At 73.3% G+C, this 18,231-nt stretch carries 17 protein-coding genes; 12 read left to right on the top strand and 5 right to left on the bottom strand.

Annotated elements, in window-relative coordinates:
• Positions 1 to 65: 65 nt before the first annotated feature.
• Positions 66 to 1,520 (bottom strand): NAD(P)H-quinone dehydrogenase, encoded by a 1,455-nt coding sequence (locus ACWCYO_RS23810; RefSeq protein ID WP_270146576.1) that lies wholly within the window; start codon positions 1,518 to 1,520, stop codon positions 66 to 68.
• Between the two features lie 98 nt (positions 1,521 to 1,618).
• Between ACWCYO_RS23810 and ACWCYO_RS23805 the strand changes: the two genes are divergently transcribed.
• The 3 genes from ACWCYO_RS23805 to ACWCYO_RS23795 all read left to right on the top strand — a co-directional run bounded on the left by ACWCYO_RS23805 (position 1,619) and on the right by ACWCYO_RS23795 (position 5,280).
• Positions 1,619 to 2,056 carry a gamma-glutamylcyclotransferase gene (locus ACWCYO_RS23805; protein WP_270146575.1) on the top strand — a complete coding sequence of 146 codons (438 nt, stop codon included), beginning with the start codon at positions 1,619 to 1,621 and terminating at the stop codon, positions 2,054 to 2,056.
• Between the two features lie 149 nt (positions 2,057 to 2,205).
• Positions 2,206 to 3,027 (top strand): purine-nucleoside phosphorylase, encoded by an 822-nt coding sequence (locus ACWCYO_RS23800; protein ID WP_449785325.1) that lies wholly within the window; start codon positions 2,206 to 2,208, stop codon positions 3,025 to 3,027.
• Between the two features lie 534 nt (positions 3,028 to 3,561).
• Complete coding sequence (locus ACWCYO_RS23795; RefSeq protein ID WP_449785324.1) at positions 3,562 to 5,280, top strand: phospho-sugar mutase; 1,719 nt, start codon at positions 3,562 to 3,564, stop codon at positions 5,278 to 5,280.
• A gap of 50 nt (positions 5,281 to 5,330) precedes the next feature.
• Here ACWCYO_RS23795 and ACWCYO_RS23790 read toward each other — a convergent pair whose 3' ends face one another.
• On the bottom strand, positions 5,331 to 6,011 hold the full coding sequence (locus tag ACWCYO_RS23790; protein ID WP_270146572.1) for a PH domain-containing protein: 681 nt from the start codon (positions 6,009 to 6,011) through the stop codon (positions 5,331 to 5,333).
• 179 nt (positions 6,012 to 6,190) lie between these two features.
• On the opposite strand from ACWCYO_RS23790, the gene deoC reads away from it, so the two are divergent.
• The 4 genes from deoC to ACWCYO_RS23770 all read left to right on the top strand — a co-directional run bounded on the left by deoC (position 6,191) and on the right by ACWCYO_RS23770 (position 10,414).
• Positions 6,191 to 7,177 carry a deoxyribose-phosphate aldolase gene (gene deoC, locus ACWCYO_RS23785; protein WP_270146571.1) on the top strand — a complete coding sequence of 329 codons (987 nt, stop codon included), beginning with the start codon at positions 6,191 to 6,193 and terminating at the stop codon, positions 7,175 to 7,177.
• A 5-nt stretch (positions 7,178 to 7,182) separates the two neighbouring features.
• Positions 7,183 to 8,658: an aldehyde dehydrogenase family protein gene (locus ACWCYO_RS23780; protein WP_270146570.1), complete on the top strand. Its 1,476-nt coding sequence runs from the start codon at positions 7,183 to 7,185 to the stop codon at positions 8,656 to 8,658.
• Positions 8,651 to 9,553, top strand: coding sequence for an aldehyde dehydrogenase family protein (locus ACWCYO_RS23775; RefSeq protein WP_449785323.1), 903 nt, complete (start codon positions 8,651 to 8,653; stop codon positions 9,551 to 9,553). Before ACWCYO_RS23780 ends, ACWCYO_RS23775 begins: the two co-directional genes overlap by 8 nt.
• 222 nt (positions 9,554 to 9,775) lie before the next feature.
• Entirely contained in the window at positions 9,776 to 10,414 is a 639-nt protein-coding gene (locus tag ACWCYO_RS23770; protein ID WP_270146568.1) for an ATP-binding protein, read from the top strand.
• A gap of 189 nt (positions 10,415 to 10,603) precedes the next feature.
• Here ACWCYO_RS23770 and ACWCYO_RS23765 read toward each other — a convergent pair whose 3' ends face one another.
• Positions 10,604 to 11,569: a SigE family RNA polymerase sigma factor gene (locus ACWCYO_RS23765; RefSeq protein ID WP_405000826.1), complete on the bottom strand. Its 966-nt coding sequence runs from the start codon at positions 11,567 to 11,569 to the stop codon at positions 10,604 to 10,606.
• A gap of 278 nt (positions 11,570 to 11,847) precedes the next feature.
• On the opposite strand from ACWCYO_RS23765, the gene ACWCYO_RS23760 reads away from it, so the two are divergent.
• From ACWCYO_RS23760 to ACWCYO_RS23745, 4 genes are all read left to right on the top strand, one after another.
• A complete protein-coding gene (locus ACWCYO_RS23760) occupies positions 11,848 to 12,525 on the top strand; it encodes a response regulator transcription factor (protein WP_030257458.1) in 678 nt (225 codons plus the stop codon).
• A gap of 43 nt (positions 12,526 to 12,568) precedes the next feature.
• On the top strand, positions 12,569 to 14,107 hold the full coding sequence (locus ACWCYO_RS23755; RefSeq protein ID WP_270146567.1) for a sensor histidine kinase: 1,539 nt from the start codon (positions 12,569 to 12,571) through the stop codon (positions 14,105 to 14,107).
• Positions 14,104 to 14,433, top strand: a complete 330-nt coding sequence (locus ACWCYO_RS23750; protein WP_270146566.1) for a hypothetical protein — start codon at positions 14,104 to 14,106, stop codon at positions 14,431 to 14,433. The genes ACWCYO_RS23755 and ACWCYO_RS23750 overlap by 4 nt, the downstream gene beginning before the upstream one ends.
• 104 nt (positions 14,434 to 14,537) lie before the next feature.
• Positions 14,538 to 15,176, top strand: coding sequence for a VanZ family protein (locus ACWCYO_RS23745; protein ID WP_270146565.1), 639 nt, complete (start codon positions 14,538 to 14,540; stop codon positions 15,174 to 15,176).
• Between the two features lie 140 nt (positions 15,177 to 15,316).
• Here ACWCYO_RS23745 and ACWCYO_RS23740 read toward each other — a convergent pair whose 3' ends face one another.
• Positions 15,317 to 16,024, bottom strand: a complete 708-nt coding sequence (locus ACWCYO_RS23740; protein WP_270146564.1) for a PhzF family phenazine biosynthesis protein — start codon at positions 16,022 to 16,024, stop codon at positions 15,317 to 15,319.
• 157 nt (positions 16,025 to 16,181) lie between these two features.
• A complete protein-coding gene (locus ACWCYO_RS23735; protein WP_449785322.1) occupies positions 16,182 to 17,585 on the bottom strand; it encodes a hypothetical protein in 1,404 nt (467 codons plus the stop codon).
• Between the two features lie 383 nt (positions 17,586 to 17,968).
• On the opposite strand from ACWCYO_RS23735, the gene ACWCYO_RS23730 reads away from it, so the two are divergent.
• Positions 17,969 to 18,154: a PspC domain-containing protein gene (locus ACWCYO_RS23730; RefSeq protein WP_270146561.1), complete on the top strand. Its 186-nt coding sequence runs from the start codon at positions 17,969 to 17,971 to the stop codon at positions 18,152 to 18,154.
• Positions 18,155 to 18,231: the final 77 nt, after the last annotated feature.

Raw genomic sequence — 18,231 nt, 5'->3', positions numbered from 1 at the left:
GAGGACCATGCCCGCGCGAAGGGCGGCCGCCGATCGGCAGCCGCCCTCAACTGTGCGCCTTGAACTCAGGATTCGCCCGCGGCCCGCTTGCGGACGTGCAGCTGCCGGGCGGCCTCGGCGGTCGAGCCGGAGACGGACGGGTAGACGGTGAAGGCGCTGGCCACCTGTTCGACCGTCAGATTGGCGTCCACCGCGAGCGCGATCGGGTGGATCAGCTCGCTGGCCCGCGGGGCGACGACCACGCCGCCGACCACGATGCCGGTGCCCGGGCGGCAGAACAGCTTCACGAAGCCGTCCCGGATGCCCTGCATCTTCGCCCGCGGGTTGCCGCGCAGCGGCAGCTTGACCACGACGGCGTCCATCTTGCCGCACTCCACGTCGGCCGCGGTGTAGCCGACGGTGGCGATCTCCGGGTCGGTGAAGACGTTGGAGGCCACGGTCTTCAGGTTCAGCGGCTGCACCGCGTCACCGAGCGCGTGGTACATCGCGATCCGGCCCTGCATGGCCGCCACCGAGGCGAGCATGAAGACGCCGGTGCAGTCGCCGGCCGCGTACACGCCCGGGGCGCTGGTGCGGGAGACCCGGTCGACCTGGATCTGGCCCCAGTCGTTGAGCTTGACCCCCGCCTCCTCCAGGCCCATCCCGGCCGTGTTGGGGATCGAGCCGACCGCCATCAGGCAGTGGGTGCCCTCGATCACCTTGCCGTCGGCGAGGGTCACCTCGACCCGGTCGCCGATCCGCTTGGCGCTCTCGGCCCGCGAGCGGCTCATCACGTTCATGCCTCGGCGGCGGAAGACGTCCTCCAGCACCTCGGCGGCGTCCGGGTCCTCACCCGGCAGCACCCGGTCGCGGCTGGACACCAGGGTGACCTTGGAGCCGATCGCCTGGTAGGCGCCGGCGAACTCGGCGCCGGTCACACCGGAACCGACCACGATCAGCTCGCGGGGCAGCTCCTCCAGGTCGTACACCTGGGTCCAGGTGAGGATCCGCTCGCCGTCCGGCTGGGCGTCCGGCAGCTCGCGCGGGTGGGCGCCGGTGGCGATCAGCACCGCGTCGGCGCGCAGCGACTGCACGCTGCCGTCGGGGGCGTCCACCAGCACCTCGCGGGAGCCGTCCACGGCCTGCCCGCCGGCGCCGAGCCGGCCGCGGCCGCGCAGCACGGTGACTCCGGCACGGGTGACGGACTGGGTGATGTCGTGGGACTGCGCGATCGCCAGGCGCTTCACACGGCGGTTGACCTTGCCCAGGTCCACGCCGATGACCTTGGTCTCCCGCTCGGCGGCGGAGCCGTCCTGGTCGACCGTGATGCCCAGCTCCTCGTACGAGCTGTCGAAGGTGGTCATCACCTCCGCGGTCGCGATCAGGGTCTTCGACGGCACGCAGTCCGTGAGAACCGCCGATCCGCCCAGACCGTCGCGGTCGACGACGGTCACCTCCGCGCCGAGCTGAGCGGCCACCAGAGCCGCCTCATAGCCGCCGGGTCCGCCACCGATGATCACGATCCGAGTCACGTACCCCATTGTCCCGCACGCCAGGAGCGGCGCCACAACGGGGTCCGCGCTCCGTACCTTCGTCCAGTCACCCCGGTCCGCGCACCGACGGGGCTACGCTGGCCCCCATGCCCCTTTACGCCGCGTATGCCACCAACCTCGATGCCCGGCAGATGACCCGCCGAGCCCCGCACTCCCCGCTCCGCGGCACGGGGTGGCTGGACGGCTGGCGGCTCACCTTCGGCGGCGAGCAGCTCGGCTGGGAGGGCTCGCTGGCCACCGTCGTCGAGGACGAGAAGGACCGGGTCTTCGTCTCCCTCTACGAGATCGCGCCGATGGACGAGGAGGGCCTGGACCGCTGGGAGGGCGTCCAGCTCGGCATCTACCGCAAGATCAGGCTGCGCGCGCAGACCCTGGACGGCGACATCCCGGTCTGGACGTACGTCCTCAACGACTACGAGGGCGGCCTGCCCGCGGCCCGCTACCTCGGCCTGATCGCCGACGCCGCCGAGAGCGCCGGCGCCCCGGACGACTACGTGCTGGACCTGCGCCGCCGCCCCTGCTGACCGCAAGCCCTCCCCCCTGTGCGCATCGACAGACCCGGTCGCCCGGAAGACGCCACCGAGCTGTGCTTTCGGGTCAACCGGGTAACGATCCGGCATGCCGTACGCGGATCTTCTACGCGCGTAGCCGAAACCCGTCTATCCTCGTTCCCGTGAACGCTTCTCCTCAGTCGGTCGTCTCCACCGACCCCTACGCCGCCGCCCAGGCCGCCGCCGAGCGCCTGCGCGAGCTGACCGGTGCCGAGCGGCACGACGTCGCCCTGGTGATGGGCTCCGGCTGGGTGCCGGCCGCCGACGCCCTGGGCGAGACCGTGGCCGAGTTCCCGGTCACCGAGCTCCCCGGCTTCCCCGCCCCCGCCGTGGCCGGCCACGCCGGCAAGATCCGCTCGGTGAAGATCGGCGACAAGCGCGCCCTGATCTTCCTCGGCCGCAACCACTACTACGAGGGCCACGGCGTGGCCACCGTCGTCCACGGCGTGCGCACCGCCGCCGCGGCCGGCTGCGGCATCGTCGTCCTCACCAACGGCTGCGGCGGCCTGCGCGAGGGCTGGGTGCCCGGCCAGCCGGTGCTGATCCGCGACCACATCAACCTGACCTCGGACTCCCCGATCGTCGGCGCCAACTTCGTCGACCTCACCGACCTGTACTCCAAGCGCCTGCGCCAGCTCTGCCACGAGGTCGACCCGAGCCTGGACGAGGCCGTCTACGTCCAGTTCCGCGGCCCGCACTACGAGACCCCGGCCGAGGTCAACATGGCCCGGGTGATCGGCGGCGAGCTGGTCGGCATGTCCACCACGCTGGAGGCCATCGCCGCCCGCGAGGCCGGCGCCGAGGTGCTCGGCATCTCCCTGGTCACCAACCTGGCCGCCGGCATGACCGGCGAGCCGCTCAACCACGAAGAGGTCCTGGAGGCCGGCAAGGCCTCCGCCGAGCGCATGGGCGAACTGCTGGCGAAGGTCCTGGAGCGGATCTGACGCCTGCCGGGCGCAGAATCATGAGTGACGGGGCCCTCGGGCGGCGTGATCCGCTGATCACGCCTTCCCGCGGGGCCCCGTTCGCATGTGCACAGCTCTTCTTCCCCGCGCGCGGAACCCTCCGGCCGACACCCGACGCACTTCCCGATGGAGCAGGCAAGAACTTGACATCCTCCTCCGGGCTGAAGCCGGAGGATTCCAACCCTCGCGGGTCGGGCTTTCTGCTTCACAGCCGGTTGCCGACCTGGGGTTACCAGCGAAGGGACGGTGTACCGCCCATCGGTCTTACACCAGCTCCACAGACCTGACTTCCCGCCAGCCCGGCGGTAGACCCGGCCAGCTTGGTTCTCGCCGATCGGGCACCAAAGATGCTACCACCCGTGCCGAAGTGGCTACGGGCGGCTACTGGGCGACGGTCCGCCTTGACGGCGAATCGTCGTCACCTGTCCTGCTCCGCAGGAGGACCGTTTCTCCCCCGCAAGCGGGGGGACCCCCACCCCCGGCTCAAGCCGGGGGTATCCACGGAGGTATCAGATGACGCAGGCACCCACCACCGACCTCCTCGCCCGGGCCCGTACCTGGCTGGCCGAGGATCCCGACCCGCAGACCCGCGAGGAACTGACCGCCCTGCTGGCCCGGGCCGAGGCCCCGGAGGCCGAGGAGGACAGCCAGCTCGCCTGGTCCGAGCTCGCCGAGCGCTTCTCCGACCGCCTCCAGTTCGGCACCGCCGGCCTGCGCGGCGAACTCGGCGCCGGCCCGATGCGGATGAACCGCGCCGTGGTGATCCGGGCCGCCGCCGGCCTGGTCGCGTACGTGAAGGAGCAGGGCCTCGGCGACCTGGTCGTGATCGGCTACGACGCCCGGCACAAGTCGTACGACTTCGCCCGGGACACCGCCGCCGTGGTGGTCGGGGCGGGCCTGCGCGCCGCGCTGCTGCCGCGCCCGCTGCCGACCCCGGTGCTGGCCTTCGCGATCCGCCACCTGGGCGCGGCCGCCGGGGTGACCGTCACCGCCAGCCACAACCCGCCGCAGGACAACGGCTACAAGGTCTACCTGGGCGACGGCTCGCAGATCGTCCCGCCGGCCGACGCCGGGATCGCCGCCGAGATCGACGCGATCGGCTCGCTGGACGACGTCCCGCGCGCCGAGGAGGGCTGGGAGGTGCTCGGCGAGGACGTCATCGAGGCCTACCTGGCCCGGGCCGTCTCCATCGTCGACGAGCACAGCCCGCGCGAGCTGGACGTGGTCTACACCCCGATGCACGGCGTCGGCCGCGACACCCTGGTCTCCGCCTTCCGCCGGGCCGGCTTCCCGGCGCCGACCGTGGTCGCCGAGCAGGCCGAGCCCGACCCGGACTTCCCGACCGTGGCCTTCCCCAACCCGGAGGAGCCGGGGGCGATGGACCTCGCCTTCCGCACCGCCGCCGCGGTCGGCCCGGACATCGTGATCGCCAACGACCCGGACGCCGACCGCTGCGCGGTGGCCGTCCCCGTCAACGGCAACGCGGCCGGCAGCGGCAACGGCTCCACCGGCTGGCGGATGCTGCGCGGCGACGAGGTCGGCGCCCTGCTCGGCTCCGCCCTGGTCGCCAAGAAGGCCGAGGGCACCTTCGCCACCACCATCGTCTCCGCGACCCTGCTCGGCCGGATCGCCGAGGCCGCGGGCCTGGCCTACGCCGAGACGCTGACCGGCTTCAAGTGGATCTCCCGCGCCGAGGGCCTGCGCTACGGCTACGAGGAGGCGCTCGGCTACTGCGTCGACCCGCAGGGCGTCCGGGACAAGGACGGCATCACCGCCGCCCTGCTGGTCGCCGAGCTCGCCGCGACCCTCAAGAACTCCGGCCGCACGCTGTCCGACCTGCTGGACGACCTGGCGCTGGAGCACGGCCTGCACGCCACCGACCAGCTGTCCGTCCGGGTGCGGGACCTCTCGCTGATCGCCGACGCGATGCGCCGCCTGCGCGAGCAGCCGCCGACCGTCCTGGCCGGTCTGGCCGTCACCCGCGCCGACGACCTCTCGGCCGGCTCCGCCGACCTGCCGCCCACCGACGGCCTGCGCTACTACCTGGCCGGCGGTCCGGTCCGCTCCGCCCGGATCGTGGTGCGCCCCTCCGGCACCGAGCCCAAGCTCAAGTGCTACCTGGAGGTCGTCCTCCCGGTCGCCACGGCCGCCGACCTGGCCCCCGCCCGCGAGCGCGCCGCCGAGCTGCTGGCGGCCGTCAAGCGCGACCTCGCCGAGGCCGCGGGCATCTGACCCGGTGCGCGAAAGGGCCCGCAGGTGCGGGCCCTTTCGCGCGTCCGGGTTCAGACCACGATCACGGTGATCAGGGCGGCGAGGCCCACCAGGGCGGGGGCGATGACCCACCAGCACCAGCGGACGACCAACGGGCCGGCGGCGCCGGGGCGGGTGGCGTTGCGTTCGGCCATCTCCTGGAGGACGGCGGTCACCTGGTCGGACCACGCGCGGGTGGGGTCGGGGGACCCCTGGACGACCGGGTTGGTCCGGCCGGCGAGTCCCAGCCCCAGACCCGTCCGGGACGCGTGCTCGGCGTTGCCGCGGCTCAGCGCCCGGGTGGCGCGCTTGCGCTGGCGCAGCGAGACCGGGACGGCCCACACCTGGTACTTCTTCTCCCCGGCCAGCAGCTCGACGGAGTAGCCGGCGCGCAGCGCGTCGACCGACGCCCAGGGGGCGGTGATGGTGCGCCACGGGTTGCGCACGACCAGGCGGTCGGGGCCGGCGAACACCGCCGGGCGCAGCGTGTAGGCGATCACCGGGAAGGCGAACACCGGCACCGCCGCGAGGGCGACGTACGGGGTCTTCCCGGTGCCGGTCACCACCGCGTCGCCGATCAGCCAGGCGGCGACGGCGAGCAGGAACACGCCGGAGATCACGCCGGGGACGGAGCGGTACACGCGGTCCGCGTACTCGGGTTCCCCGCCTGGGGCGGCCGGGCCCTGGTGGGGCTTGCCGTCGGATTCGGTCATGGCGTCGATTCTGCCCCATCCGCCCCTCGTCGGCGGGTCTCGGTCCGGCCACGAAAGGCGCTCCCGGGCCGCCCGTGGGCTCCGGGGTGCCCGAGGTCTCGGTCCGGCCACGAAAGGCGGCCGGAAAGGTGGTCGCCCTAGCGGTCGGCTACGCGCGTAGATATGCTGCTCTGGTGACTATGTCCACTGTTGCAGCCAATGCCCCCGGCGTTGCGGGCAGCGGCCTCGCGGACGTTGCGGCGTCCGAGGCCTCGCTCCGCCGCTTCCTGCACGGCCTGCCCGGCGTCGACCAGGTCGGCCTCGAGGCGCGTGCCGCCAGCCTCGGCACCCGCTCGATCAAGACCACGGCGAAGGCCCGAGCCATCGACCTGGCGATCTCCATGATCGACCTGACCACGCTGGAGGGCGCGGACACGGTCGGCAAGGTGCGCGCCCTGTGCGCCAAGGGCAGGACCCCCGACCCGACCGACCCGACCACCCCGCGCGTCGCCGCCATCTGTGTCTATCCGGACATGGTCGCCACCGCGAAGGACGCCCTGCGCGGCACCGACATCCAGGTCGCCTCGGTCGCCACCGCCTTCCCGGCCGGCCGCGCCGCCCTCCCGGTCAAGCTGGCCGACACCGCCGACGCGGTGGCCGCGGGCGCCGACGAGATCGACATGGTGATCGACCGCGGCGCCTTCCTCTCCGGCCGCTACTCCGACGTCTTCGACGAGATCGTCGCGGTCAAGGAGGCGTGCAAGCGCCCGGACGGCTCCTCCGCCCACCTCAAGGTGATCTTCGAGACCGGCGAGCTGCAGACGTACGACAACGTGCGCCGGGTCTCCTGGCTGGCGATGCTGGCCGGCGCCGACTTCATCAAGACCTCCACCGGCAAGGTCGCCGTCAACGCGACCCCGCCGGTCACCCTGCTGATGCTGGAGGCGGTCCGCGACTTCCGCGCGGCCACCGGCGTCCAGGTCGGCGTGAAGCCCGCCGGCGGCATCAAGACCACCAAGGACGCCATGAAGTACCTGGTGATGGTCAACGAGACGCTCGGCGACGACTGGCTGACCCCGCACTGGTTCCGCTTCGGCGCCTCCAGCCTGCTCAACGACCTGCTGATGCAGCGCCAGAAGCTGGCCACCGGCCGCTACTCCGGCCCCGACTACGTGACGGTGGACTGATCACCATGGCCAAGAAGAAGAACATCGAGGAGCCCGTGCGCAAGGCCGGCCTCTTCGAGTACGCCCCGGCCCCGGAGTCCCCCGCCGCCGCGGGCGACATCGCCACCTCCTACGGCCACTTCATCGGCGGCGAGTTCGTCGACTCCTCCGGCAGCGAGGCCCTGAAGACGGTCAACCCGGCCACCGAGCAGGTGCTCGCCGAGTTCGCCCAGGGCACCGACGAGGACGTGGACCGCGCCGTCGCCGCCGCCCGCAAGGCCTTCGCCGACTGGTCGTCGCTGCCCGGCAGCGAGCGCGCCAAGTACCTGTTCCGGATCGCCCGGATCATCCAGGAGCGCAGCCGCGAACTGGCCGTGCTGGAGTCGATGGACAACGGCAAGCCGATCCGCGAGACCCGCGACTTCGACATCCCGACCGTCGCCGCGTGGTTCTTCTACTACGCGGGCTGGGCGGACAAGCTGGACTACGCCGGCTTCGGCGCCAACCCGCGCCCGCTGGGCGTGGCCGGCCAGGTCATCCCGTGGAACTTCCCGCTGATGATGCTGGCGTGGAAGATCGCGCCCGCGCTGGCGACCGGCAACACGGTCGTCCTGAAGCCGGCCGAGACCACCCCGCTCACCGCCCTGCGCTTCGCCGAGATCTGCCGCCAGGCCGGTCTGCCGAAGGGCGTCGTCAACATCGTCACCGGCGACGGCCGCACCGGCGCCGCGCTCACCGCGCACCCGGACGTCAACAAGGTCGCCTTCACCGGCTCCACCCCGGTCGGCCGGGCGATCGCCAGGCAGCTGGCCGGCAGCCGCAAGAAGCTGTCGCTGGAGCTGGGCGGCAAGGCCGCCAACATCGTCTTCGACGACGCGCCGATCGACCAGGCGGTCGAGGGCATCGTCAACGGCATCTTCTTCAACCAGGGCCACGTCTGCTGCGCCGGTTCCCGCCTGCTGGTCCAGGAGTCGGTCCAGGACGAGGTGCTGGACGCCCTGAAGCGCCGGATGGCCACCCTGCGGGTCGGCGACCCGCTGGACAAGAACACCGACATCGGCGCGATCAACTCGGCCGCCCAGCTGGCCCGGATCACCGAGCTGACCGAGGCCGGCGAGGCCGAGGGCGCGGAGCGCTGGTCGCCGGAGTGCGAACTCCCGGGCACCGGCTTCTGGTTCAAGCCGACCCTGTTCACCGGCGTCAGCCAGGCCCACCGGATCGCCCAGGAGGAGATCTTCGGCCCGGTGCTGTCGGTGCTGACCTTCCGCACCCCCGACGAGGCGGTCGCGAAGGCCAACAACACCCCGTACGGCCTCTCCGCCGGCATCTGGACGGAGAAGGGCTCGCGCATCCTCTGGATGGCCAACAGGCTCAAGGCCGGCGTGGTCTGGGCCAACACCTTCAACAAGTTCGACCCGACCTCGCCGTTCGGCGGCTACAAGGAGTCGGGCTACGGCCGCGAGGGTGGCCGCCACGGTCTGGAGGCCTACCTCGATGTCTGATGTCGTGAGCCGTCTTGATGTCCTCAAGACCTACAAGCTGTACGTCGGCGGGAAGTTCCCGCGCTCCGAGAGCGGACGGGTGTACGAGGTGACCGACTCGAACGGCGAGTGGCTCGCCAACGCCCCGCTGGGCACCCGCAAGGACACCCGCGACGCCGTCCTGGCCGCCCGCGCGGCCGTCAAGGGCTGGGCCGGCACCACCGCGTACAACCGCGGCCAGGTGCTGTACCGGGTCGCCGAGATGCTCCAGGGCCGGCGCGAGCAGTTCGCCGTCGAGGTGTCCCTCTCCGAGGGCATCGGCCCGAAGAAGGCCGCCGCGCTGGTGGACGCCGCGATCGACCGCTGGGTCTGGTACGCGGGCTGGACGGACAAGGTCGCCCAGATCGCGGGCGGCGCCAACCCGGTCGCCGGGCCGTACTTCAACCTCTCCACCCCGGAGCCGACCGGCGTGGTCGGGATCGTCGCCCCGCAGGCCGGCTACGGGCACTCGCTGCTCGGCCTGGTCTCGGTGATCGCCCCGGCGATCGCCACCGGCAACACGGTCGTGGTCGCGGCCGCCGCGGACGCCCCGCTGCCCGCGCTGTCGCTGGGCGAGGTGCTCGCCACCTCGGACGTCCCGGGCGGTGTGGTCAACATCATCTCCGGCCGGACCGAGGACATCGCCCCCACCCTGGCCTCGCACCAGGACGTCAACGCGCTGGACCTCACCGGGGCCATCGCCGCGGACGGCCCCGGCGCGGCGCCCGCCCTGGAGGCCGCCGCCGCGGATACCCTGAAGCGGGTGGTGCGTCCGGAGCTGGACCCGTTCGCCCAGGACTGGACCAATGCGCCCGGTACGGACCGGCTACTCTCGTTCCTGGAGACGAAGACGGTCTGGCACCCGATGGGGATCTGACCCTCCGTCGCACCATCCCGCGCTCCGCGCGACAGAACGGAAGAGAACAACTCCACAGACTGGCCGTCCCCAGCGCCCTCTCCCCCCAGGGCCCGGGCGGTCACAGGACGGACCCGCGCCTCTCCCCCCCCTGGCGCGGGTCCGTCGACTTTCCCGGTGGGCGCAGGAAGTGGGAGCCGACCGGTTTCGGCAACCGGCCGGAATGCGTCAGACTGGTGTCCCGTGAGTGACTCCCCCATGAACCCCGGGCCGGCGGCCCACGCCCGGGTGATCCTGCTCTCCGGGCCGTCCGGATCGGGGAAGTCCTCGCTGGCCGAACGCAGCGGTCTGCCGGTGCTCCAGCTGGACGACTTCTACAAGGACGGGGACGACCCGACCCTGCCCCGGCTGCCGGACGGCGCCGTGGACTGGGACTCCCCGCTCTCCTGGCACCGCGACCAGGCCGTGGCCGCCATCCGCGCCCTGTACGAGCACGGACGCACCGGGGTGCCGGTGTACTCGATCCCGGACAACGGCCGGGTCTCCACCCGCCCGCTGGACCTGGGCGGCGCGACCGCGTTCATCGCCGAGGGCATCTTCGCCGCCGAGATCGTCGCCGAGTGCGCGGCCGAGGGCCTGCTGGGCGACGCCCTGTGCCTGCGCAACGGCGCGCTCACCACGGCCTGGCGCCGGCTGCGCCGGGACGTCCGGGAGGGCCGCAAGTCGCTGCCGGTGCTGCTGCGCCGGGGCTTCCGGCTGATGCGGGCCGAGCGGGCCATCGTCGGCCGGCAGGTCGAGCTCGGCTCGTACCCGTGCGCCGGGCCGGAGGCCGAGCGGCGGGTCCGCGCGGCGGCCTGGGCGGGGGAGTTCTCGGCGGTCTGAACCGCGGCGGGACAACGGCGGAACGACGCCGGAAGAGCGACGACGACGACGGGCCCGGTGCGTCTCCCCCGCACCGGGCCGTCGCCTGCCGAACGGCCTCGGCTGCCCACAGGCGCCGCTCCCCCGAGCCGGCGCCCCCGAACCGTAACCGTCCGCTACCCGTCCCCCGACGGGAGTCCTCTGTGAGCCCTACGCGACCAGCTCGCCGAACGCCCGGACGGTGTCGCCCGACTTGTTCAGGTGCTCGTCGTCGCGCAGCCGGCGCAGCGCGCGCCAGATGCTGCTCTTGACCGTACCGACGCTGATCCCCAGCACGTCGGCGATCTCCGGGTCGGTCTTGCCCTCGTAGTACCGCAGCACCAGCATGGTCCGCTGGTTCTCCGGCAGCTTCGCCAGCGCCTGCCAGAGCACGGTGCGCAGCTCGGTGCCGCCCATCGCGTCGGTGTCGCCGGCCGTCTCCGGCAGCTCCTCGGTCGGGTACTCGTTGACCTTGCGGCGCCGCCAGGCGGAGATGTGCAGGTTGGTCATGGTGCGGCGGAGGTAGCCCCCGACCGCGGCCTTGTCGGTGATCCGGCCCCAGGCCCGGTAGGTGCTGAAGAGCGCGCTCTGCAGCAGGTCCTCGGCCTCGTAGCGGTCACCGGTGAGGTGGTACGCCGTGGCGTACAGGGAGGCGCGGCGCTCGCGCACGTACGCGGTGAACTCCGTGATGTGGTCCTCCGCGACGGCCGGGTGCTCCCCCTGCGCGTCTCCCTGTCCCGCCCCGGTGGTGCGGGCCGGTGCGGGCGTCAGCCGCAGCAGCGTCGCACCGGCGGCCTCGCGGCCGGTCGGCTCCCCCGAACCGACCGTCCGCAGACCGTTGTTCCCCCCGGTCCCCCGGTTGTCCTTGCCCTCGACGCGGACGGGGAGGATCCCCCGCAGCGTGAGGGTGTTGGCGGAGTCGACCGCACTCCCCAGTCGGCCGATCCCGTACAGCTCCCCCGTCCTGCCGCCGCCGCTCACCCGGCGGGCGACAGGGTTTCCACCGGTGCTGTGCGCGCACCCCCGTACGGTCACGGCACCGGAGTTCTCGTCGGTCCTGATCTCGTACCGGGTCCGGTGGGTGGTCGCTGACGAACGCGCGGTGCGGACAGCCGGGTTGGTCCGGGTCTGAAGCATGGCGTTCATCGTGCGCCCCCTTGGTCGGTACGAGCGGTTCCTGTTGCCGCCCTCCAGCCGGCCCTTGCGGCCCGCTGTCCTGCGGCGACATGGAAAATCCTGCCCGCCGGTTGTGATGGCGCTGTCCGCCGACTGTCACAGGGGTGTCACAGGGGCGGGCCTTTCGTCCCGGTCCGCCTCCCCCGTACCGGACGCAGGTGGCCGTCCTTCCGGTTCCCGTACGGTCGGTGACCGGTCCGGGGGGTGATTCGGCGCTTCCCGTGGGACAAAATGGGGCCGTGCCTTTCCTCCTACTGATCGAGGACGACGACGCCATCCGGACCGGCCTCGAACTCGCCCTCACCCGCCAGGGCCACCGCGTGGCCACCGCCGCCTCCGGCGAGGACGGTCTGAGGCTCTTCAAGGAGCAGCGGCCCGACCTGATCGTGCTGGACGTGATGCTGCCCGGGATCGACGGCTTCGAGGTCTGCCGTCGGATCCGCCGCACCGACCAGCTGCCGATCATCCTGCTCACCGCGCGCTCGGACGACATCGACGTGGTGGTGGGCCTGGAGTCCGGCGCGGACGACTACGTCGTGAAGCCGGTGCAGCCGCGCGTGCTGGACGCCAGGATCCGGGCGGTGCTGCGGCGCGGCGAGCGGGAGAGCTCGGACTCCTCCGCTTACGGCAGCGTGGTGATCGACCGGGCCGCGATGACCGTCACCAAGGACGGCCAGGACCTCCAGCTCACCCCGACCGAGCTGCGGCTGCTGCTGGAGCTCAGCCGCCGCCCCGGCCAGGCGCTCTCCCGCCAGCAACTGCTGCGGCTGGTCTGGGAGCACGACTACCTCGGCGACTCCCGCCTGGTGGACGCCTGCGTGCAGCGACTGCGGGCCAAGGTCGAGGACGTGCCGTCCGCGCCGACCCTGATCCGCACAGTGCGCGGCGTGGGCTACCGGCTGGACCCGCCCGCCTGATCCCCTTCCTCCATGTCGGACTCCCGTACCACGACAGGCTCCTGTGACTGACCACCAGCAGACCGCCCGGCGGTTCTCGGCCGGCCCGTGGCGGCGACTGCGCTCGCTGCGGGTGCGGCTGATCGCCGTGTTCGCGGCCGTCGCGCTGCTCGCCGCCGTCTCGGCCTCCGGCATCGCGTACTGGCTGAACCGCGACGCGGTGCTCAAGCGCGCCCAGGACACCGCGCTGAACGACTTCCGGGTCTCGCTCAGCCGCAACGTCTCCGACCTGCCGCTGAACGCCAGTTGTCCGGAGCTCGCCACGCTGGCCTCCAACGTGGCGAGCTCCGGCCTGAGTTACGACGTGGTCGTGGTCGACCCGGCGCACCCGGAGTGCCCGGCCTCCTCCGACCCGCACTTCACGCTGGCCGACGTCCCGGCGGCGCTGCGGTCCACCGTCGCCAAGCCGCGCGAGGTCACCGAGAGCAACCCGTACCCGTACCACCTGTACTGGCAGCGGCAGAACCTGGAGGGCCGCCCGTTCGTGATCGGCGGCACCAAGGTGGTGCCGAACGGTCCGACGGCGTACATGTTCAAGTCGCTGGAGAACGAGCGGGCCGACCTCAACACGCTGGGCTGGTCGCTGGCCATCGCGACCCTGCTCGCGCTGATCGGCTCGGCGCTGCTCGCCCAGGCCGCCTCGGCGACCGTGCTGCGGCCGGTCAAGCGGCTCGGCGAGGCCGCCAGGCGGCTCGGCGAGGGGCACCTGGACACCCGACTGGAGGTCGAGGGCTCGGACGAACTCGCCGACCTGGCGCGGACGTTCAACCGGGCCGCGGAGTCGCTGCACGAGCAGGTCGAGGAGCTGAGCGCGCGCGAGGCGCAGAGCCGGCGGTTCGTCGCCGACATGTCGCACGAGCTGCGCACCCCGCTGACCGCGATGACCGCGGTGACCGACATCCTGGAGGACGAGGCCGAGTCGCTGGACCCGATGATCGAGCCGGCCGTCCGGCTCGTGGTCAGCGAGACCCGGCGGCTGTCCGACCTGGTGGAGAACCTGATGGAGGTCACCCGCTTCGACGCCGGCACCGCCAAGCTGGTCGCCGACGAGGTGGACATCGCCGACCTGATCATGTCCTGCATCGACGGCCGGGCCTGGTACGACGCGGTCGAACTGGACGCCCCGCGCGGCATCCTGGCCGTGGTCGACCCGCGCCGGCTCGACGTGGTCTTCGCCAACCTGATCGGCAACGCCCTCAAGCACGGCGGCTCGCCGGTGCGGGTCAGGGTCCGGCAGACCGATGACTCGGTCGTGGTCGAGGTCTCCGACAGCGGCCCCGGCATCCCCGAGGACGTGCTGCCGCACGTCTTCGACCGCTTCTACAAGGCCGACCGGGGGCGGGCCCGCTCGGAGGGCAGCGGCCTGGGGCTGTCCATCGCGATGGCCAACGCACAGATCCACGGGGGGACGATCACGGCGGCGAACGGGGAGGTCGGCGCGGTGTTCACGCTCACCCTGCCGCTGACCCCGCCACCGCCGCCGTCCGCGGGCGGGACCCAGTGCGGCCCCGCCGGCGACGCCGAGCACAAGGACGCCACGTGACCTCCCCCACCTCCCCGACCCGCACCACCCTGCGCCGCACCGCCGGCGTGCTGCTCCTGCTCGCGTCGGCCTCCGGCTGCGGCATCCGGCCGACCGCCGTACCGGTCGACGCCGGCGCGCCCGCCAGCCGGACGGCCTGCCCTAGCACCCCGCACATACCGACCGCCCTGGCCACCCCGTCCGGCCCGGCCCCGGCGATCACCCCGGCCCGCGGCGCGGCCAAGGCCGGCGCGAGCCCCAGCCCCTCGCCGACCCCGGTGGCACCGGGCTCGCCGCCGCCGGACAACGCGTTCAGCGCGGTGCCGACGGCCGGGCCGTGCCGCTAGGCCCAGCCCCGCGCCCGCTCGGGGCGGGGGGAACCGGGGGGGCGTCCTGGAATGTTCACGCCCGGGGTGGAACCGCCGCGCCACCGGCTCACGTCCTTCCCCCCGTGCAGCGAGATGGCACCAGGACACGCGACGGGCGTTCCGGCGCACGGACCGAGACCGGGCCGGCGGCGGCCGTCCACCATTCCCTCCGGCTGGCCGGGCTGGCGGGTCTGGCCCTCCACCTGACGCTGGTGCTCTGGCTGGTGCTCAGACCGCTGCCGGTGGCCTGGGTGTACGACGCCAACCTGACGCCACTGGCCTCGCTCCGCTCCTCCACCACCTGGCAGGTGGTCGGCGAGTTCCTGCTGCTCGCCCCGCTCGGCGTCCTGCTCCCGCTGGCCGGCGGCCGGGTCCGGGCCCCCTGGCTGCCGTCCTTCCTGCGCACCACGGGCGTCTCCGCCCTGCTGGCGACCGGCCTGGAGTTCCTCTCCTCCTGGACGCCCGGCCACGTGCTCAACGTGGACCACATACTGTTCGCCGTGCTCGGCGTGGTGATCACCCACCTCGCCCTCGTACCCGGCCTGCGCCACCTGCTGCGGGCCCACCGCACCGAGCCGCGGGCGACGCGGGTGTCCGTGCCGACCGTCCCGTCGGTGGCCGCCGCCATCGCACCGGCGGTGGCGGTCGCACCGGCGGCCCGGCCGCGCGCCTACGCGGAGCCGACGCCGCCTACTCGCCCGCTCACCTCCGGGCGCTCCTGATCCGACGCCGACGGTCTGCGCTCCCTCGCTTCTCCCTTTCGGCACCGGCGCGCCCCTTCGGCTCGGGGCCCGCTGCTCGCCGCTCGCCTCCGGGGCGCTCCTGGCCCGGTGCCGACGGTCGGCGCTCCCTCGCTCCTCCGTCACTCCCTCGCTTCTCCCTTTCGGCACCGGCGCGCCCCTTCGGCTCGGGGCGGGGCGGGCTGAACCTCCACGGGCACCACCCGGCCGCCGACCTCGACCAGACCGCCCGGACGCGGGCCGGCCATCAGCTGTGAACCCCGGCCCTGGGTGATGGTCAGCGCCCGCCCGAGCCGCGCCGCCAGCAGCAGGGCGGCCGCACCGGTCGCCTCGTCCTCGTCGATCCCGTCACCCCGACCGGGGAAGGCCCGCGCCCGGACCGTACCGGCCGCCTCGTCCTGCCAGGCCCAGGCGTAGATCCACTCCCCCGGCGGCGGCACCTCCAGCGCCTCCACCTCGGCCACCGAGCCGTACTGCCGCAGGGTCCGCCCCGGCGCCCACTCGGGCCGGGCCTCGATCCGGGTCAGCCCGTCCTCGTGCCGGACGGCCACCACCCCGGCGGCGGTGACCAGTTGCTCCACGCCGAGCAGCCAGGCGGCCCCCACGCACGGGTGGCCGGCGAACGGCAGGCGCACGCTCGGGGTGTAGATGTCGATCTCCCCGCGCCCCGGATCGTCGACGAACACCGTCTCGCTGAACCCGAGCTCCCGCGCGACCGCCTGCCGCTCCGCCCGCCCCGGCACGGCGGCGCCGTCACGCACCACGCCGAGCTCATTGCCGTGCCGCCCGTCGGGCCCGCAGAAGACCCGAAGCACCTCATGCCCGATCATTTCCCACCTCGTCAACTACCGTTCCGGCCTGATCGCGACACCGTGATACCAGCACGGCCCCGACCGCGGCATCCGACGAAGGCCGAAGGCCCGTTCGTCATCCGCTGTGGAGCGGGGACGGGCGGGCCTTCGGGCGTACCGGGCCGGCCGCGCCGGATCAGTTGCCGGGGCTCTGGGCGCTGTTGCGGCGGCGGGCCACGACCAGGGTGCCGATGCCGAGGGCGATGGCGGTCGCGCCGGTGATCGCCATCGGGGCGGCGGAGGAGCCGCCGCCGGTAGCGGCCAGCTGGGTGGTCGTCGCGGCGACCGGGGCCGCGGCGGCCTGGGCGGTGTCGGTCTGGGCGGTGGCGGTCTGGGCAGTGTCGGCCGCCGGGCTCGGCGCGCCGGTGGTGACCTGCGCGGCCGGGACGGCGGGGGCGGTGGACGGGTCGGTGGCGACCGGCGCCGGGGTGGTGGCGGAGGAGGTGGGGGCCGGAGTGCCGGTGGGGGCCGCGGCGGCCTCGATCTTGAAGTCGGCCTTCGGGCTGGACGCCTCGGCCGCGCTCTCACCGGCGCCGGGCAGGGTGCCCGCGATGGCGACCAGGGACTCGGCGAGGGCCGGAGCGTCCTTGGTGAAGGCCAGTCGGACGTTGATCGTCCTGGTCCCGCCCTTCGGCAGGGTGATGACGTCGGCGTCCTTGCTGCCGGTCCGCAGTGCCTGGTAGAGCCAAGCCGGGTGGTCCGAGTCGCCTCCGGGGGTGCCTTCCAGCCAGTCCCCGTTCGGTGCCTGGAACTCGAACCTGACCGTGCCGGAGGGGAGGATGTCCTGCCCCTGGAACACGACCGCGGGCACCAGCCGGAGGTCCTTGCCGCTGTTGTTGGTCAGGACCAGCTTGAACGGCTTCGCCTCCGCGCCCGCCGTGAAGGTGGCGGGCACGCCGTCGAGCCTGACGTCCGCCGTGGCGGCGGGCGTGGTCGCCGGGGTGGTCGGCGTGACCGCCGGGGCGATCACCACGTCCTGGTAGCCGCTCATCGCGTACGAGATGCGCTGCTCGGGCGGCAGGATCGGGTCCGAGACCACCGAGTTGAAGCCCGGCGTCACCCGGCCGGCCGGGGCGTCGGCGGCGACGGTGAGCCGCAGCCGGTAGGAGACCTCGGCGCCGGCCGCCAGGTGCGGGCCGGCGTTCCGGGCGATGTCCCAGAGGCCACCGGCGATCCCGCCGCTCGCCCCGGCGTCCTGCCACTGGGTGCCGCCGGGGGCCTGGTACTCCAGCTTGAACTGGCTCGGCTTGCTGCCGATGCCGGTGTCCCCGATGACGAAGGTGGAACCCAGCACGTCCATCTGGTGGGCGGCGGTGTTCTTGAGGGTCGCGGTGAACTCGATCGGCGCGCCACCCGCCTTGACGGTGCCGGGCAGGCCGCTGAGGGCGACGGTCACCGGCGAGGCCGGGGCCTGGGTGCCCTGGGTCGCGCCGACCGTGATCGGGGCCGCGAGGGCGGCCGGGGCCGAGGTCAGGGCGACGCCGGAGACCAGGGCGGCGGTGGCGGCCGCGGCGAGGATTCTGCGGGACTGATTGCGCAAGGGAACCTCACGGGAGAATTCGGGCGTAACCCGAGAAGAGTGCGAAATCGCAGGCGTGAGGGGCCTGTTGAGGCCGTGAAAAGGCGCCGCCGAATGCCCCCCACCAGCAGCGACCGCGGAATCATATCCCCCCGGTCTGACTGCTTCTCGAAACGGGCCCTCCGCACCCGCACGCCCCCGGCCGCAATGCCCTCGGACCGCCGGGCACCCCGCCGGAGTCCGGGGCACCCCTGAGACGGACCCCGACTCCGGCCTACGCCTCCCCGGTGACTCCTCGGGGCCGGGAATCGGCTGGTGGGCGGAGGTCTTCGGCCCGTCGGCGGCGGAGCATGGAAGTACGCCCGCCGGACCGGCCGGACCGGGCGCCGGCCCCAGGAGCTGACATGAGCGCCCGCCTCGCCCGTCCCCGTCACAACCGTGTCATCGCCGGCGTCTGCGCCGGGATCGCCGAGCGCTTCGGCCTGGCGCCGTTCACCGTCCGGCTGATCTTCCTGTTCTCCTGCCTGCTGCCCGGCCCGCAGTTCCTGATCTACCTCGCGCTGTGGGTGCTGCTCCCCCAGGAGCCGTGAGGCGGTACGAGCGGGCACGACGACGGGCCGCGGGGCCCGGGGGGGGCCCCGGGGGGGGGGGGCGGGGGGGTGGCGGG

This window comes from Kitasatospora sp. NPDC001683 (assembly GCF_053596495.1).
Note: the sequence above shows the minus strand (reverse complement) of the source record. Positions and strands in the feature narration are given on the sequence as shown.

What these genes read in the sequence shown, in the direction of transcription:
- ACWCYO_RS23810 (WP_270146576.1), bottom strand. Translation starts at nt 1,520, where the DNA reads ATGGGGTACGTGACTCGGATCGTGATCATCGGTGGCGGACCCGGCGGC.
- ACWCYO_RS23805 (WP_270146575.1), top strand. Translation starts at nt 1,619, where the DNA reads ATGCCCCTTTACGCCGCGTATGCCACCAACCTCGATGCCCGGCAGATG.
- ACWCYO_RS23795 (WP_449785324.1), top strand. Translation starts at nt 3,562, where the DNA reads ATGACGCAGGCACCCACCACCGACCTCCTCGCCCGGGCCCGTACCTGG.
- ACWCYO_RS23790 (WP_270146572.1), bottom strand. Translation starts at nt 6,011, where the DNA reads ATGACCGAATCCGACGGCAAGCCCCACCAGGGCCCGGCCGCCCCAGGC.
- deoC (WP_270146571.1), top strand. Translation starts at nt 6,191, where the DNA reads ATGTCCACTGTTGCAGCCAATGCCCCCGGCGTTGCGGGCAGCGGCCTC.
- ACWCYO_RS23780 (WP_270146570.1), top strand. Translation starts at nt 7,183, where the DNA reads ATGGCCAAGAAGAAGAACATCGAGGAGCCCGTGCGCAAGGCCGGCCTC.
- ACWCYO_RS23775 (WP_449785323.1), top strand. Translation starts at nt 8,651, where the DNA reads ATGTCTGATGTCGTGAGCCGTCTTGATGTCCTCAAGACCTACAAGCTG.
- ACWCYO_RS23765 (WP_405000826.1), bottom strand. Translation starts at nt 11,569, where the DNA reads ATGCTTCAGACCCGGACCAACCCGGCTGTCCGCACCGCGCGTTCGTCA.
- ACWCYO_RS23740 (WP_270146564.1), bottom strand. Translation starts at nt 16,024, where the DNA reads ATGATCGGGCATGAGGTGCTTCGGGTCTTCTGCGGGCCCGACGGGCGG.
- ACWCYO_RS23730 (WP_270146561.1), top strand. Translation starts at nt 17,969, where the DNA reads ATGAGCGCCCGCCTCGCCCGTCCCCGTCACAACCGTGTCATCGCCGGC.